This window comes from Kocuria sp. CCUG 69068 (assembly GCF_020833785.1).
GTDB lineage: Bacteria > Actinomycetota > Actinomycetes > Actinomycetales > Micrococcaceae > Kocuria > Kocuria rosea.
Window position 1 is genome coordinate 1 of record NZ_PDDL01000007.1, and the last position, 15,122, is coordinate 15,122.

Consider the following 15,122-nt stretch of genomic DNA (forward strand, 5'->3'; position numbering starts at 1 on the left):
CTGGCGGTCGAGCTCGGCCTGCCGGGCGGACTCCGCCTGACGGGCCGCGTCCGCCTCCGCCTGTCGGCGCTGGTCCTCGGCCGCTCTGCGCTCCGCAGCCTTGGCCTCCGCCGCGCGGCGCTGCTCGGCGGCGCGCTCCTGGAGGGCCGCGACGTCCTGGCGGACGCCCGAGATCCCGCTCGTGAGCGATGGCAGCCCGGCCAGATGGCGGACGTGCGGGTGCGCGTCGCCGTCGACCGCGTCGAGCGCCGCCAGGAACGCGACGGCGGCCGCGATCTCCCCGGCCGCATCGGCCAGATCCGCCGGTGCGGCGTCGGCGAGCGCGCTCGTCGCCTGCTGCACCTGCGCCGGGATCGTGCAGCCGTGGGTGGGGTCGAGCAGGCCGGCCTGCTGCTGCTCCGCCTCGGCGAAGGCCTCCTCGACCGGCGGCAGGAACCGGCCGTTGGGCGCGATGTAGAGCGGCGTGCCCAGGCCCTGGCGGGCGATCTCGGCGTTGACCAGCGTGCCGTCCTCCAGGAAGACCCCGGCCAGGGTGCGGTCGTAGCGGTCGGTGCGCTCCTGGTCGTACTCCAGGCCCACCACGGTGCCCGGCGGCAGGAGCTCCTCCAGCAGCGCGGTCGCCTCCGGGCCGAGGCACTCGACGACCTCGTTCGGGTCCTTGGTCTCCGGGGTGTCGATGTTGAGCAGCCGCACGCGCACCACCTCACCGTCCCGCCGGACGTCGACGGTGTCGCCGTCGATCACCCGCTCCACCACGGCGCGCTCGCCGCGCAGTTCCGGGGCGGCGGAGGTCTCGGGGGAGGCGGCGTTCGACGACGACGTCGTGTCGCTGGAGGCCGCCGACCCGCCGCAGCCGGTCAGGAGCGCGAGGACGAGCGCGGAGGCGCCCAGTCGGAGCAAGGTGGGAGAGGAGGGGGCCACGGAAGTCCTGTCAGGAAAGCGTCAGTTCCCCTCCAGCCTATGGATGCATCTGCAATCACCCGGGAAGCTGGTGTCCCCAGTTCTGCGGCCGCGGGCTCAGGCGCGGCTCTCTGCATCTCGGATGGTCTCCGGCACGACCTGGCCGGTGGCGTGCTCCGACGCGAGTGTTTCGAGGGCTGCCAAGGTGCCGGTGAGCGCCGGGAGCGCCAGGCAGACCATGCCGCCAGGCCGCTGGACCCAGCAGTCACCGGCAGGGAGCAGAGCCGACACCGGCAACGAGGCCCGGTCTTAGCGCAGGGGTTCCGGTGCCGCGGCGAACGCGGCGGCGATGTCGACCGTCACCGCGGCCGGCGGCTCCCCGCTGTCCAGGGGCACTCCATGGGTGAACTGCCGAGTGCTGTTGGCGACCTGGATCCGCGCGGTTGCCCCGTCCCGGTGCACGGAGACCAGCCGCAGATCGGGGTCGGCGTGGGAAAGGTCAGGGAGGTAAGCACCCAGGTCGTCCAGGAGCTCGCTCCACAGCTGCTGGGGGTCCGGGGTGTCCGGGTAGGTGTCGGGATCCTGTGCGGCCGGCGGGGTGATGGGTCCGGCAACCTTGCTCAGCAGCTGTGCGATGCGCCTCCGCCCGGCTGTCAGCGGCACGGACACCGGCGGCCCCGTCACGCACTGCACGTCGGCGGTCTCCTGGGCCAGCGTGACGCCGGTGATGAGGCTGTGCGGTTGGGCGCGTTCGACCATGGACAGCTCGTGCAGGAAGGTTCCGCCGGTCACGGTCACGTCCATCAACCCCCCAGATGTTCAGAGCGTTCTTCACGAAGTCAGGGCACGCTCCTGCGTATCCCTGACAGTACGTCGTCGTCACTCCGAAGGGGCGGCCGTCACTGGTGTTGGTGCGAAAATCCACCCCCGCGATCACCGTGACCGTTCGCAACATGTTGGCCCGCGCCGAGGTGCTGTCCTGGACACTGCCCAGGCGGGGTCTGTGCCGGCGGGAATCACAGCTCGCACTGAACGGAGAGATCACCTGAACTCCACCAGGAAGCATCGCCGGCCGTTGACACGGGCCCGGTGTGAGGGCCGGGTGACCAGGCGCTGATGGCGTCACACAACGGAACGAAGGCGCTGCCACTTGATGTGTACTAATGCAAAGACGTGTGATGCAGGAAAACCTTCACGCCCTGTCCGAAAGCTGACGACCATGCCGCCCTCCGCCGACTCTGCATCCCCGCCACCCATCCGCTCCACGGGGTTCGCCGCCTTCCGGCTGCTCGGGCCGCCCGCGGGGAACAGTGCACCGGTACCGGTACCGGCACCGGTACCGGTACCGAGCCTGGCCGTTCGAGGCGCGGGTCAGGAGGTGATTGCCGCGACGCTGCGGCTGCAGGAGGGCCAGCCGCCCCGCACGTGGTGGGGCCGGCTCGCGGGCGCCAGTCCGCTGAGCGCCGAGAGCCGCTCCTGGTACCGGGGGGCGCTGGGAGAGATCGCCGTCGGGCAGATCTTGGGTCGTCTGGGCCCGGAATGGACGGTGCTGCACGCCGTGCCGGTCGGTGCCGGGGCCTCGGACATCGACCACGTGCTGATCGGTCCCGCCGGGGTGTTCACGCTGAACACCAAGAACCATGCAGGCAGGACAGTGTGGGTCGCGGACCGCGCCGTCATGATCGACGGGCACAAACAGCACTACCTCTCGCACTCACGCCACGAGGCGGCGCGGGCCGGCAGGCGGTTGAGCGCCGCGGTGGGCGAGCCGGTCCCGGTCACCCCGGTGCTGGTGCTGATCGAGCCGAAAAACCTGACGATCAGGCGCCGGCCCGCGGGGGTCGAGGTCGTCACGAACCGGCAGCTGCTGCGCTGGTTGCGGCGCCGGCGCCCCGTGCTGACGGACCAGGAGGTCGCCCGGATCTCGGCTGCCGCGGTGGTCCCCAGCACCTGGCACAACAGTCCTGCGCCGCCCGAGGACCCGGTTGCGCTGCAGGAGCGCTTCGCGGAGCTCCGGCATACCGTGCGGAGCGCGCGACGGCGGCGCGAGCTGTGGCGGTTCGGCGGTCCCGCCGCCGTACTGCTCTTTTTCTTCGTGGGTGAGCCGCTCCGGGCGGTGCTCAACGCACTCTGAGCCGCGCGGCGGAGGAGTCGCAGTCAGGAGCGCAGCACGGCGCGGGCGAAGGAGCGCCCTTCCGGAAGTACGGGTGCGTCCGGTGCGTCCAGCGCGGACAGTCTGCCGATCGCACCCAGCTGGGTGAACACGTCCCAGCCGCCCCGGACCTGGTCGCGCACCATGTCGGGGGTCAGTCCCCATCCGTCGGCGGCCTGCCACCCGAGGACCTCCAGGCCGAAGCCGATCCGCCGCAGCACCTCGTCTTGGGACTCGGCGCGACCTGTCGCGAGCTCGAGGGCCAGCAGAAGCGTGGCATCGCGCTTGACGTCGTGCCGGTGCCGGTGGGCCATGGACCGGGCCACGAAGAACCACAGACCCACGGGGTCGTCCCCGAGCCTCCGGACTGCCACGGGCAGGACCAATCGACCCTTGTGCTTGCGCACCAGACCGAGCCTGTGGGCCTGCTCCCGCAGCTGCCTGACCGGCTGGGTCCACTCCTCCCGATTGCCTTTCCCGATCCAGCGCTCATCCCAGCCGAACTCGTCCATGGCTTCGGCCACCACGGCCGGCGGCAACCACCCGGCAGCAGTCAGATCCAAGCCATCGGCACCGACCCTGCGGATCAGCCAGCGGTACGGGGCCACCATCCGCTCCGCTATGGCCGCGTCGACCAGCACGGAAGTCTCCGGCTCAGCCGACTGCAGATAGGTGCGAAATTCCGGGCGCAGACCGGGCGGAACCCGCTCCACCAGCTCGGCGACGAGGGGAGGTGTGTCCGGGGGCGGGGCGGAGCGTCCGTCGTCGTCGGGGGCGGGAAAGCGGAGGGCCAGCTCGTGGTTGACGGCGTCGACGTCGAACCGGTCAGGATCGAACGGCTGCCACGGACCGACGGTGTCGGCGAGCCACTCCGTCAGCTCTCGGTGACGCTCGTGGCGGGGATCGGCGAGGGCGTCCAGCAGCTCGGCGTAGCCGGGAGTGCTGCCGCAGTCCTCCGGGGGCGCTCGCCGTTCGCCGCGATCCACGTGCGCAGCCGGTTCCGTCGCGGGGACTGTGAGCTGCTCGACGAGCTCGAGGCGGTGGATCCAGCGGTCACCGAAGTCGTACTCGTAGTACAACGGACTGCTCTCTTCGGTCAGCACCTGGCCGAGGGTCCACTCGGTCTCGGGCAGGCCGTCCAGCTCCTCCAGGTCCTCGTGGGTCATCCAGCGCCGGGGGTCCCGGACCTCGCCCTCCACCGGGTGCAGGCGCTCGTCGGGGTCCGTGTCCTCGAACAGGTGCAGGTGGCTGTCCCGCCAGCCCATGGCGACCTGCAGGGCCTCGTGCACCCGGTCCAGCGTGAGATCTGCGTCCAGCTCGAGAAGCCGCCAGATCTCGGGGTCGGTGTCCATCAGAACGATCTTGAGGCGGATCAGATCCCGCGTCTGCCGGCCGGTTCCCGCGCGTGCTGCCATGGGGTCATCCTCTCAACCTGGATGCCCTCACGTCAGGTGTCCACGGCCCGGACGTCCGGGACCCTTGCGAGGACCGGCGACCAGGCGCGGCGGTCCTTGGACCGCCGCGGGCAGCCGGGTGGACCCTTGCGGGTTCCGCCATGTGAGCGCACAGTTCCTATATGAGAACGACGACGCTGTTGTTCGTGGTGGCCGTGGTGATCGCGGCCCTGGCCCAGCTGGTGGTCGGATTCTTCTACATGGCCAGCGGGCTGATGGCTCCGCTGTGGGCGATCGTGCTCCTGGGCGTGTGGTGGTTGCTCCTCACCTACATCGGGGTGCGGCTGGTGCAGCGCCGGTCCTACCTGGTGCTGCTGGTCCCCGTGGTGGCCGTCGCGACGTGGTTCGGCGTCATGACCTTCGGGGAAGCGGTCCTCGGCTGGACCCCCTGAGGCTCCGGGGATGTGGTGCGTTGCCGCTACTTGACCTTGCCGTTGGGGGTCTTCGTGATCGACAGCTCGGCCACGATGGGCAGGTGGTCGGACGCCGTGGTCTGGACGACCCTCGCCGAGGTGGCCGTGGCTCCGCGTGCGGTCAGGATGTAGTCGATGCGCAGGCTGGGGTTCTCCACGGAACCGCTGCCGGGGAGTCCTTCCAGGTCGGGGCCGAAGGTGTAGTCGTCGTCCTGCCCGAGGGCGGCGAAGGAGTCCGTGAACACCGAGAAGAGGGGCTGCAGCTCCGGGGCGTCCGGCTCGGCGTTGAGGTCTCCCACGATGACCGCGGGTCGCTCGCTGTTACCGGTGATGTCGAGGATCTCCTCGACCTGCAGTGCGCGCTGCTCCTCGCGCTGGAAGTCCAGGTGCGTGCTGTAGAAGGCGACGTGATTGCCGCGGACGTTCACCACGGCTTCGAGCAGGCCTCGCTGCTCGGTGGGCCGCTCCTCGTACTCGATGTTCGTCAGGAGGTGGTTCTCCGAGGAGATGATCGGGTACTCGCTGAGAACGGCGTTGCCGTACTGGCGGTTGTCCACGTCGCCGGGCAGCGGTGGTTCGTCCAGATTGGCGCCGTACACGACGTGCATGTCGAGCCGCTCGGCGAGCCACTCCGCCTCGTCCAGGAACTCACTGCGTGACCCCCAGCGGTTGTCCACCTCCTGCAGGCCGATGATCTCGGCGCCGGAGTCCTCGATCACCGAGGCTGTGCGCTCGAGGTCGAACTGGTTGTCGCCGTCCGCGCCGTAGTGGATGTTGAAGGACATCACGGTCACGTCGGTGCTCTTCCCGCCGGCCTTCGAGGGTGCGGCGAGGGCCGGTCCGGCCCCGAGCAGGGTGCCGCCGGCGATCAGGGCTGCAACAGAACCGGTGGTCAGCAGTTTCTTCAGCATGGTGCGTACTCCTCGTGGTGGGGCGGCACGATCTCGGGGTCGAAGGGCAGAGCTGCGGCATGCCGGGGCTTCCCGATGTGAGCATCACGAGGGTCCCCCTTGAACTCCAAGAGTGATCCATGCCACTGCCTCAGTTTGGACTAGACCAATTTACGAAGTCAATGGATTGGTCCAGACCAAAACAGTGCGGTAGCAGGGGCAGAAGAACGACCCGGTCTCGCCCGTGCCCTTCTGCTCGTGGGCAGGAGGGCATGGACCCCTGGTGCTTGAGCTGTCGGCCACCCGGAGCGAAGCGGTCGAGCTGATGGAGGTGCTCACGGTCGCAGAGCCGGTTGGCCCGCTCGTGCGGTGGCCTGGATGGGCAACCGCGGTATGTGCATGAGGAGGACGATGCCGTTGTTCGTGGTGGCCGTCGCGATGTGCTTCGACGTCATGTCCTTGGGGGAGGCGCTCCTCGGCTGGCCCCCTGAGGTCTCGGATTCAGCTCATGATCGATCGACCCGATTGGTGAACTCGCCACCCTGCGTCAGCGCCTCCAGGTTCTTGCGCAGCAGGTGGGCGGCCCCGATGGGCCGGCCGCCGGCCATGTGCGGGGTGATGACGAGGTGCGGCGCCGACCACAGCGGGGACTCTGCCGGAAGTGGCTCCTGAGCGGCGACGTCGATGGCCGCACCGGCGATGGACCCGGTGGCGAGGGCCTCTACGAGAGCGTCTTCGTCTACGGTCGACCCTCTCCCCACATTGACCACGTAGGCGCTCCGCGGAAGAGCGTCCAGCCTCTCGCGGTTCAGTGCGCGCTCCGTCGCCGGGGCGTGGGGCAGGACGAGCACGAGCACGTCCGTCCCGGGCAGGTGCTCCGGCAGCTGCTCCGGAGTGATGACCGGGTACCCGCCGCGCACACCGGCGCTCCGGGCAACGCCGATGACCTGACTGCCCAGGGCCGCACAGAGACTAGCCAGGTGCTGTCCGATGGCACCGAAGCCCCAGATGAGGACGCGGGCGTCCAGGAGCGTCGTGACCCGTTTCCCCGGGTGGAGCGGTTGCAGGCCGCCGAGCTCCGGGTCCCAGGAGAGTTCGGCCTGGCGGTTGGCGGCGGCCGGCAACCGACGCACCAGATCCAGGATGAGCGCCAGTGCGTGCTCGGTCACCGGCTTCGTGTGCAGGCCGACGCCGGAGCAGATGACCGCCTCCTCGCGGAATCCGGCGGCCAGCACACTGTCCGGTCCGGCGGCGAGCGCCTGGACGAGCTCCACGCGCGAGAGTCGGTGAGCCGTTTCCTGCAGGACGTCGAGAGAGGTGCCCCAGACGACGATGGCCTCCGCGTCGGTGTGCTCCGGCGGTACGGGGGCTTCGGCGTCGTAGCGAACCACCTCGTGACCGGTGAGGTCGTCCGGGTTGATGTCGGTGGTGTCGGGGATCAAGATCTTCATCGGTCGGGCTCTCCTGGTCGGGGTGGGTGTCGGGCGGACCTTCTCGCGGCGACATGCCCGGCAGGCGACGGGCGGCACGGTACGGGTTTCGGGTCAGCGGATGACGGTCTCCTGGATGTCGAGAATTCCCAGTTCGTGCCGGCGAGGGAATCCCTCCCAGTCGCCGGGGACGAGGCAGGCGAACGCTCCCGTCTTCGCGGCCGTCTCGAGCCTCTCGCCGGGGCTGTGGCCCAGGATCAGCTCGGCGAGGTATCCGGCCACGAAGGCATCGCCGGCGCCGACCGTGTCCAGGGCGTCGATGGGCACAGCTGTTCGGTGGTACTGCTCCCCGTCGATCAGTGCCACGGCGCCCTCGCCGCCCAGCTTGATGACGACCTGCCGGGGGCCGTAGGCGGCGATCTTGTGGGCGAGATCGGTCGGGTCGGATCCCGCTCCGACGGCGATGGCTGCTTCGTCGTCACCGGCGAAGACGAGGTCGGCCTGGGCGAGAATGTCCCGGTAGAACTCCCCGGCGGTGTCCCGGTCCCACAGGTTGCCCCGGTAGTTGAAGTCGAAGGAGACGAGCGTTCCGGCCCCGCGCGCCACAGCGACGGCGTGGCGAAGAGTGTCCTGGCACCCGGCGGACAGGGCGGCGGTGATGCCGCTGACGTGCAGGAGTCCTGCTCCCGTGATGAGTTCCTCGTCGATGTCCTGCGCCGTCAGCCGGGAACCGGCGCTGCCGCTGCGGTAGTAGGTGACGCGCTGGACCGAGGGTGTGCGGCTCTCCTTGATCATCAGGCCTGTGGGCGCGTCCGGGTCGACGATGACGCGGGCGTCCACCCCCTCGGCGCGGATCTCCCGCTCCACGAGGATCCCGAGGGAGTCGTCACCGACGCGTCCGCACCACGCGACGGGAACACCCAGGCGGCAGAGACCGATGGCCACGTTGGACTCGGACCCTCCGATGCTCAGGCTCAGACCAGAGGCATGCGCCAGGGGGCCGGGCCGGTCGGCGCGCATCAGGGCCATGGTCTCGCCGAAGGTGAGGACGTACGGCACGGTCGTCGCGGGGGCGCTCATCGCTCTTCCCCCACCTGGTCGACGAGAGCGCGCACCCGCCGGGCCCGAGCGGTCAGCTCCGACAGGTCCCCACCGGCGAAGGCGTCACCGAGCAGCGGACCGCCCAGGCTCACGGCCAGGGCGCCGGCGGCGATCCACGCGGGGGCGTCGTCGATGCTCACCCCGCCGGAGGGCACGATCTCCAAGTCGGGGAAGGGGCCGCGCAGCTGGGCGAGGTATCCGGGACCGACGACGGAGGCGGGGAAGACCTTCACGGCGGTCGCTCCGGCCTGCCAGCCGGTGTGCAGCTCGGTGGGGGTGAGTCCGCCGGGATAGACCGGCACCTTACGGCGGGTGCACGCCGTGACCACGGCCGGGTCGGTGGTGGGCGTGACGACGAACGCCGAGCCCCGGTCCAGGGCGGCTTCGGCCTCCCGGGCCGAGGTGACGGTGCCGACCCCGATCTCCACCGCGGACCCGAACCGCTCCAGCAGCACGGGCAGTTCCTCGAAGACCCCCGCGGTGCTGAGGGTGAGCTCGATGCTGCGCACGCCACCGCGTTCGAGGGCCTCGATGACCGGGGCGTACTCGCGGGCGTGGGCGGCGCGCAGCACGGCGACCACCCGGGTGGTCGCCAGAAGGGTGGAGGGTGCCGAGCGGGGCGTGCCTCCGTCGTCGTGCACGGGAATCATGGACTGTCCTTTCGCTGGTGCTTCGGGAGGGGAGGGGGCCAGGCGCGCCGCCCGGGCGGATCAGCGCCCCAGCCAGCCTCCGTCCACGGGCAGGACCACGCCGGAGACGTAGTCCGAGGCCGCGCTGGCGAGAAAGACCGTGGCCCCCGCGAGGTCTCCCGCAGCACCCCAACGCCCCGCAGGAATGCGGTCGAGGATGGCGCGAGACCGGTCCGGGTCGTCGCGCAGGGCCTGGGTGTTGTCCGTGGCGATGTAGCCCGGGGCGATGGCATTGACCGTGACTCCGTGGGCGGCCCACTCGTTGGACAGGGCCTGGGTCAGTCCGGCGATCCCTGACTTCGACGCGGTGTAGCCAGGGACGTTGATGCCGCCCTGGAAGCTCAGCAGGGAGGCCGTGAAGATCACCTTGCCGGCGCCCCGGGTGAGCATCGCCCTGCCCACCTCCCTGGTGAGCACGAACTGCGAGGAGAGGTTCACTTGCAGGACCTCGTCCCACAGCTCGTCAGGGTGCTCCGCGGCGGGAGCTCTTCTGATGGTCCCGGCGTTGTTCACCAGGATGTCGACGGGCCGGTCCGCCGCCGCCAGTTCCCGGCCCAGCGCCGTGACGGCCGCTCGGTCGGTGAAGTCCACGGTGCGGGCGGTGAAGGACCGGCCCAGGGCCTCCACGGCCCGGGAGACCTCGCTCCCCTCCCGCTCCAGGGTGGCGCTGACACCGAGGATGTCCGCCCCGGCGGCGGCCAGCGCCTCGGCCATGGCCCTGCCGATGCCGCGCTTGGCCCCGGTCACCACGGCGAGCTTTCCGGTCAGATCGAACAGGGCAGGACTCATGCCGCGCCCGCCTGGCAGTCGATGAGCACCTTCATGGCCTCGCCGGAGGCCAGCGTGTCGAAGGCGCCGGCGGTGTCCGCCAGCGGGACGATCGCGGTGATCAGCTGCTCCGCCGGGACCACGCCCTCGGTGAGCAGCTCCACGGCGGCCTCGAAGTCGGCCCGTTCGTAGACGCGGGCTCCCACCACCGACAGCTCACGCCAGAAGACCCGCTGGAGGTCCAGGAGGCGGGGCTGGGGGTGGATGGCGACGATCACCAGCCGCCCTCGGACCTTCGCCAGAGCGGTGGCGCCGAGCACGGCGGCGGCCGCGCCGGAGACCTCGAACACCACGTCGGCCCCGGCGCCCCCGGTCCACTCCTCGACCCAGGCGACCTGGTCCTGGACCGTGGGATCCAGCACCTCGAAGCCCAGGTCCTGGATCATCCGGCGCCGGCTCGGATCGAGCTCGATGACCACGACCTCCGCGCCCACGTGCCGGGCAGTGGTGGCGATGAGCACGCCGATGGGCCCGCCGCCGATGACCACCGCCTTCTCGCCCGGCTGCAGATCGGCGCGCCGCACATCGTGGACGGACACCGCCACCGGCTCCACCAGCGCGGCGTGGTCCAGGCGAAGGGACTCGGGCAGCCGGACCAGCACGTGGGCGGGGACGTTCCACCGCCCTTGCAGGGAGCCCGGGGAGTCGATGCCGATGAAGTCGAGGTTCTGGCAGATGTGCTGATGTCCCGCCCGGCAGGCGGGACACTGCCCGCACCAGTCCAGGGGCATGACGGTCACGGGATCGCCGACCGACCAGCCGTCGACCTCTGGGCCGATCGCCGCGATCCGCCCGGACATCTCGTGGCCGATGACCGCCGGCAGGGCGACCCGTGCGTCCATGCTGCCGTGCAGCACGTGGAGGTCGGTGCCGCAGATCCCGGTGTAGGCGACCTCGATCTGCACCTCTCCGGTTGCGGGGGCGTGGGGATCGCGGGTGCTGATCTCGATGGTGCTGTTGCCGATGTAGGTGGCTGCCTGCATGCTGCGTGCCTCTCGGGGATCGATGGGCTCGGGTATCTCGGTCACATGCTTGTGATCTGCGGCACATGTCCTGTAGGAATGTTCCGAATCCTATATAGGTGACGAACGGCGGTCAATGGGCCCTTTGCCCATGGCCGCCAGGATGCCGAGGCGGTCGTCCCGGATCAGCCATTGCTTATGAGCCAACTCACATATAGGATTCAAACATTCCATATATTCAAGGAGGGTGACGATGTCCGCATCTGCGGTGTTCGACGTTCACGAACTCACGCGCCTGGCGTCCCAGGTCCTCGTGGCGCACGACGTCCCGGAGGCCGATGCCCTGCTGACCGCACGCTCGCTCGTGCAAGCGGACCAGCGGGGGATCTACTCACATGGCCTGCTGCGGCTGCCGCTCTACGCGGAAGCTCTCCGGTTGGGCGGGATCAACGCGGCTCCGTCCATGCGGTGGGCCCGCGACACCGGGAGCGTCGCCGCTCTGGACGCGGACGCGGCACTGGGGCAGGTGGCGATGCAGGCGGCCGTGGACTACGTGCTGGAGCACGGTGCCGCGCACGGCATCGCAGCCGTGGCCGTCAGCAACAGCAGCCACTACGGCGCCGGCGCCTTCTGGAGCGACCAGCTCGCGGCGGCCGGCTTCCTGACGGTCCTCACCTCGACCACAGGTCCGGTCGTGGCCCCGCACGGCGGAACCGAGAAGGTCCTGGGCACGAACCCCCTGACCCTCGGAGCCCCGAGCGCGGGGGAGTGGCCGCTGACGGCCGACCTCGCCACCAGCAACGGCGCGTACGGGAAGGTGATCGCGGCCCGCAACGAAGGTACGCAGCTGCCCGAGGGGTGGGCCGTCGACACCCAGGGCCGGCCCACCACCGATCCCGTGGCCGCGGCCGAGGGATCCATGATCCCCTTCGGCGGGCACAAGGGGTCCGCCGTCTCCGTGCTGCTCGAGGCGTTCTCCGCGTCGCTGACGGACGCGACCTACGCCTTCGAGACCGTGGACATCTGGTCCAATCCCGCCTCGCGGATGAACAACGGGCACCTGCTGATCGGCCTCGACACCGCGGCCTTCGGCGGCCGGGAGCACACCCGGACGCGGGTGCACACCCTCCAGGAGCGCGTCCGGGGCTCCGGCCCCGACGGCCGCGCCGTCCTGTCCCCGGGAGATCCGGAACGCGTCCGCGAGCAGGAGCACGCCGCCACTGTCGCCCTTCCCGCGTCCACCGCGGACCAGCTGGCGGACCTCGCCGACCGGCTCCGTCTTGACCCGATCCAGCCCGTCCCCGCCTCGGCACCGACCGTCTCCGAAAGGACCCAGCCATGACCCCCACGACCTCGCACACCCGTTCCACGACTCCTCGCCGCGGGACGGCAGCCGCTCTCGGCGTCGCCGCCACCGCAGTTCTGCTCCTCACCGGCTGCGGGGTCGGAGAGCCTGTGGACCGCAGCACCGTGGAGGCGGCCGACCCCGACGCCACGACACTCCGCCTTGCGCACGTCTACGACGCCGGACACCCGGTCGAGGAGTGCGGTGTCAGCACGCTCAAGGAGGAGCTGCAGGGCAGCGGTCTGCAGATCGACAGCTTCCCGGCCGCGCAGCTGGGCAGCGAGGCCGAGTCCCTCGAGCAGGTCGAGAACGGCAGCCTCGACATGGCGATCGCGGGCCCGTCCTTCCTGGGGGTGTGGCACAAGCCGGCCGAGGTCCTGGACGCCGCCTACCTCATCGAGGACGTCGACCACTACGTGGAGGCGGTGGAGGGCGAGACGATGCAGACCGTCTTCGACGACCTCTACGAGTCCTCCGACATCAAGGCGCTCTCCAGCTGGTACTACGGCACCCGCCACGTCACCGCCGACAAGGAGATCTCGGGCCCCGAGGACTTCCGGGGACTCAAGATCCGCACCCCGAACGCCCCGCTGTACCTGGAGAACATCAAGGCCATGGGGGGCACCGCCACGCCGATGGCCCTGGACGAGGTGTACCTGGCCCTCCAGCAAGGCGTCATCGACGCCCAGGAGAACCCGATCCCGACGATCGCCACCGCCAAGTTCAACGAGGTCCAGGACTACATCAACCTCACCGGCCACATGGTCCAGGGCGTCCACGTCACGACCGGCCGTACCGTCTACGAGGGCCTCTCCGAGGAGCAGCGCACCGCGCTGGACTCGGCGATGGACGCCGCGGCGGACGCCACCCGGGAGTGCATCGAGGAGCAGGAGCAGTCCGTCCTGGAGGAGTGGAGGAACGGCGACGGGATCCAGGTCAACGAGAACGTCGACCGGGAGGCGTTCGCCGCCGCCGCCGAGGAGGCCCTGAGCGAGCAGCCCTGGGCCGATGTCTACCAGCAGATCAAGGACCGGCAGTGAGCGAGCGCGCCGAGGCAGACCTCACGCCGCCCCACGAGCACAACCTCGCCTCGGGCCTGCACGTGCCCCAGGAGCCGGACGAGCCTGACTACCTGGAGCAGCGCAGCGCCGTCTACCGCACCCTCGTGGTGGCCGAGCGCGTGGCCTCCTGCACCTTCCTGGTGGCCACGCTCGGCCTGATCATGCTGCAGGTGATCAGCCGCTACGTCTTCAGCACCCCGTTCACCTGGACCGAGGAGCTGGCCCGCTTCGCCCTGCTGTGGTTCGCGTTCGTGTCCGCCGGCTTCGTGATGGCCCGTCGCATCCACATCGCCGTGGACCTGGTGGCCAGCAAGCTCGGCCGGAAGGGAGCCATCGTGATGGACACTGTCGCACTGGTCACGGTGGTCGTCACCTCGGGGGTGATGGCGTGGGCCGGAGCGGGATTCGCCGCCGGCGCGTCCCGACTCGCGGCTCCGGCGACGTCGTTGCCCATGAGCCTGGTCTACGCCTCGGCGGCGTTGGGCTTCGGGCTGATCTGCCTGCACGCCGTCCTGCACGTCTATCTGAACATCCGCCACCCGGAACTGGTGCCGGACGCCATGGAAAACCTCGAGCGGGAAGCGGTGTAGGAACCATGACTCTCCTTCTGATGCTGATCGGGCTGCTGCTGCTGCTCGCCCTGCGCGTGCCCGTCTCCTTCGCGCTGCTGATCCCGTCACTGGTCTACGTCGTCTCGGAGCCGTCCCTGACCATGGGCACCGCCGTCCAGCAGACGGTCTCGGGCGTGGACAGCTTCGCCATTCTGGCCGTGCCGATGTTCATCCTGCTGGGCAACCTCGCGAACGTCTCCGGGGTCACCGACAAGCTCTACGACGCCGCGGTGGCGGCCATCGGCCACCTGCGCGGCAGCCTCGGCTACGTCAACGTGGCCACCAGCTTCGGCTTCTCCTGGATGAGCGGCGCGGCGATCGCGGACGCGGCGGCCATGGGCCGAGTGCAGGTCCCGGCCATGGTCCAGCGCGGCTACAAGCCGGAGTTCGCCCTCGGGGTCACCGGTGCCTCGAGCCTCATCGCGCCGATGATCCCGCCGAGCATCCCCGCGATCATCTACGCGGTGACCGCAGGAGTCTCGGTCGGCGCACTGTTCATGGCCGGTATCGTCCCAGCCCTGGTGCTGGTGACCGCCCTGTGCGTCACGGTCTGGGTTCTGACCCGCAAGCAGGAGGAGCTCCGGCTGCCGCGCTCCACCTGGAGCACCCGCGGGAGGACCGCGGTCGCCGCGCTGCCCGCCCTGGGCTCCGCGGTGGTGATCCTCGGTGGCATCCTCAGCGGGATCTTCACCCCCACGGAGGCCAGCGGCATCGGGGTCATCTACATCCTCGTGCTGGCCCTGGCGTACAAGGCCATGACCTGGCGCAAGATGTACCGCACCCTGCTCACCACCGTGGAGACCTCTGGTTCTGTGCTGCTGATCGTGGCCGCGGCCGCGCTCTTCGGCTGGGTCCTGGCCCGTGAGCAGGCCCCGCAGGTCGCCGCGAACCTCATCCTCGACCTGACCAACCAGCCCATCGTCTTCCTGATCCTGGTCAACGTGCTGCTGCTGATCGTCGGCTGCGTGCTCGAGCCCACCGCTGCGATCCTGATCCTCGTCCCGGTGCTCGCCCCGGTCGCCGAGACCTTCGGCATCGACCCGGTCCACCTGGGCATCATGGTGATCTTCAACCTGCTGATCGGACTGATCACCCCGCCCGTGGGCCTGGTGCTCTTCGTGCTCTCCAGCGTCACCAAGGCCTCGGTACCCACGGTGATCAAGGGCATCCTGCCCTTCTTCGCCCCGATGGTGGTCACCCTCCTGATCATCACCTTCCTGCCCGTCATGACTCTCGGCCTGCCGACCCTGCTCGGCTTCCTCTGAGCCACTTCTCCGCACCGAACG

At 70.0% G+C, this 15,122-nt stretch carries 15 protein-coding genes; 6 read left to right on the plus strand and 9 right to left on the minus strand.

Features of this window, described 5'->3' with window-relative positions; translation table 11 throughout:
* A partial coding sequence (locus CRM73_RS02380; protein ID WP_229586693.1) for a thermonuclease family protein occupies positions 1 to 900 on the minus strand: 900 nt, incomplete at its 3' end.
* Between the two features lie 309 nt (positions 901 to 1,209).
* Complete coding sequence (locus CRM73_RS02385) at positions 1,210 to 1,692, minus strand: hypothetical protein (protein WP_144835686.1); 483 nt, start codon at positions 1,690 to 1,692, stop codon at positions 1,210 to 1,212.
* Between the two features lie 586 nt (positions 1,693 to 2,278).
* Here CRM73_RS02385 and CRM73_RS02390 point away from each other — a divergent pair.
* Positions 2,279 to 3,034, plus strand: a complete 756-nt coding sequence (locus CRM73_RS02390; RefSeq protein ID WP_017834928.1) for a nuclease-related domain-containing protein — start codon at positions 2,279 to 2,281, stop codon at positions 3,032 to 3,034.
* A gap of 23 nt (positions 3,035 to 3,057) precedes the next feature.
* Here the strand turns inward: CRM73_RS02390 and CRM73_RS02395 are convergent, their stop codons facing one another.
* Complete coding sequence (locus CRM73_RS02395; protein ID WP_017834927.1) at positions 3,058 to 4,467, minus strand: plasmid pRiA4b ORF-3 family protein; 1,410 nt, start codon at positions 4,465 to 4,467, stop codon at positions 3,058 to 3,060.
* 161 nt (positions 4,468 to 4,628) lie between these two features.
* Here CRM73_RS02395 and CRM73_RS02400 point away from each other — a divergent pair, with 161 nt between their 5' ends.
* On the plus strand, positions 4,629 to 4,898 hold the full coding sequence (locus CRM73_RS02400; protein WP_144835689.1) for a hypothetical protein: 270 nt from the start codon (positions 4,629 to 4,631) through the stop codon (positions 4,896 to 4,898).
* Positions 4,899 to 4,924: 26 nt separating this feature from the next.
* Here the strand turns inward: CRM73_RS02400 and CRM73_RS02405 are convergent, their stop codons facing one another.
* The 6 genes from CRM73_RS02405 to CRM73_RS02430 all read right to left on the minus strand — a co-directional run bounded on the left by CRM73_RS02405 (position 4,925) and on the right by CRM73_RS02430 (position 10,840).
* Positions 4,925 to 5,830 carry an endonuclease/exonuclease/phosphatase family protein gene (locus CRM73_RS02405; protein ID WP_109221525.1) on the minus strand — a complete coding sequence of 302 codons (906 nt, stop codon included), beginning with the start codon at positions 5,828 to 5,830 and terminating at the stop codon, positions 4,925 to 4,927.
* A 485-nt stretch (positions 5,831 to 6,315) separates the two neighbouring features.
* Positions 6,316 to 7,260, minus strand: a complete 945-nt coding sequence (locus CRM73_RS02410) for an NAD(P)-dependent oxidoreductase (protein WP_229586695.1) — start codon at positions 7,258 to 7,260, stop codon at positions 6,316 to 6,318.
* A 93-nt stretch (positions 7,261 to 7,353) separates the two neighbouring features.
* Complete coding sequence (locus CRM73_RS02415) at positions 7,354 to 8,319, minus strand: sugar kinase (RefSeq protein ID WP_109221523.1); 966 nt, start codon at positions 8,317 to 8,319, stop codon at positions 7,354 to 7,356.
* Positions 8,316 to 8,990: a bifunctional 4-hydroxy-2-oxoglutarate aldolase/2-dehydro-3-deoxy-phosphogluconate aldolase gene (locus CRM73_RS02420; RefSeq protein ID WP_109221522.1), complete on the minus strand. Its 675-nt coding sequence runs from the start codon at positions 8,988 to 8,990 to the stop codon at positions 8,316 to 8,318. Before CRM73_RS02420 ends, CRM73_RS02415 begins: the two co-directional genes overlap by 4 nt.
* A 60-nt stretch (positions 8,991 to 9,050) precedes the next feature.
* Complete coding sequence (locus CRM73_RS02425; protein WP_109221521.1) at positions 9,051 to 9,818, minus strand: SDR family NAD(P)-dependent oxidoreductase; 768 nt, start codon at positions 9,816 to 9,818, stop codon at positions 9,051 to 9,053.
* Positions 9,815 to 10,840 (minus strand): zinc-binding dehydrogenase, encoded by a 1,026-nt coding sequence (locus CRM73_RS02430; RefSeq protein ID WP_109221653.1) that lies wholly within the window; start codon positions 10,838 to 10,840, stop codon positions 9,815 to 9,817. Before CRM73_RS02430 ends, CRM73_RS02425 begins: the two co-directional genes overlap by 4 nt.
* Positions 10,841 to 11,072: 232 nt before the next feature.
* On the opposite strand from CRM73_RS02430, the gene CRM73_RS02435 reads away from it, so the two are divergent.
* From CRM73_RS02435 to CRM73_RS02450, 4 genes are read left to right on the plus strand one after another with little or no spacing between them, the layout of a single operon-like run.
* A complete protein-coding gene (locus CRM73_RS02435; protein WP_109221520.1) occupies positions 11,073 to 12,161 on the plus strand; it encodes an Ldh family oxidoreductase in 1,089 nt (362 codons plus the stop codon).
* The gene (locus tag CRM73_RS02440; RefSeq protein ID WP_109221519.1) at positions 12,158 to 13,204 is read left to right on the plus strand and encodes a DctP family TRAP transporter solute-binding subunit; all 1,047 of its coding nucleotides are present in this window, start codon (positions 12,158 to 12,160) and stop codon (positions 13,202 to 13,204) included. Before CRM73_RS02435 ends, CRM73_RS02440 begins: the two co-directional genes overlap by 4 nt.
* On the plus strand, positions 13,201 to 13,815 hold the full coding sequence (locus tag CRM73_RS02445; RefSeq protein ID WP_109221518.1) for a TRAP transporter small permease: 615 nt from the start codon (positions 13,201 to 13,203) through the stop codon (positions 13,813 to 13,815). The genes CRM73_RS02440 and CRM73_RS02445 overlap by 4 nt, the downstream gene beginning before the upstream one ends.
* A 5-nt stretch (positions 13,816 to 13,820) precedes the next feature.
* Positions 13,821 to 15,101: a TRAP transporter large permease gene (locus tag CRM73_RS02450; RefSeq protein WP_109221517.1), complete on the plus strand. Its 1,281-nt coding sequence runs from the start codon at positions 13,821 to 13,823 to the stop codon at positions 15,099 to 15,101.
* The last annotated feature ends 21 nt before the right edge of the window (positions 15,102 to 15,122 follow it).

Coding starts and splice junctions, on each gene's coding strand:
- CRM73_RS02395 (WP_017834927.1), bottom strand. CDS start 4,467: ATGGCAGCACGCGCGGGAACCGGCCGGCAGACGCGGGATCTGATCCGC.
- CRM73_RS02400 (WP_144835689.1), top strand. CDS start 4,629: ATGAGAACGACGACGCTGTTGTTCGTGGTGGCCGTGGTGATCGCGGCC.
- CRM73_RS02405 (WP_109221525.1), bottom strand. CDS start 5,830: ATGCTGAAGAAACTGCTGACCACCGGTTCTGTTGCAGCCCTGATCGCC.
- CRM73_RS02410 (WP_229586695.1), bottom strand. CDS start 7,260: ATGAAGATCTTGATCCCCGACACCACCGACATCAACCCGGACGACCTC.
- CRM73_RS02415 (WP_109221523.1), bottom strand. CDS start 8,319: ATGAGCGCCCCCGCGACGACCGTGCCGTACGTCCTCACCTTCGGCGAG.
- CRM73_RS02420 (WP_109221522.1), bottom strand. CDS start 8,990: ATGATTCCCGTGCACGACGACGGAGGCACGCCCCGCTCGGCACCCTCC.
- CRM73_RS02425 (WP_109221521.1), bottom strand. CDS start 9,818: ATGAGTCCTGCCCTGTTCGATCTGACCGGAAAGCTCGCCGTGGTGACC.
- CRM73_RS02430 (WP_109221653.1), bottom strand. CDS start 10,840: ATGCAGGCAGCCACCTACATCGGCAACAGCACCATCGAGATCAGCACC.
- CRM73_RS02435 (WP_109221520.1), top strand. CDS start 11,073: ATGTCCGCATCTGCGGTGTTCGACGTTCACGAACTCACGCGCCTGGCG.
- CRM73_RS02440 (WP_109221519.1), top strand. CDS start 12,158: ATGACCCCCACGACCTCGCACACCCGTTCCACGACTCCTCGCCGCGGG.
- CRM73_RS02450 (WP_109221517.1), top strand. CDS start 13,821: ATGACTCTCCTTCTGATGCTGATCGGGCTGCTGCTGCTGCTCGCCCTG.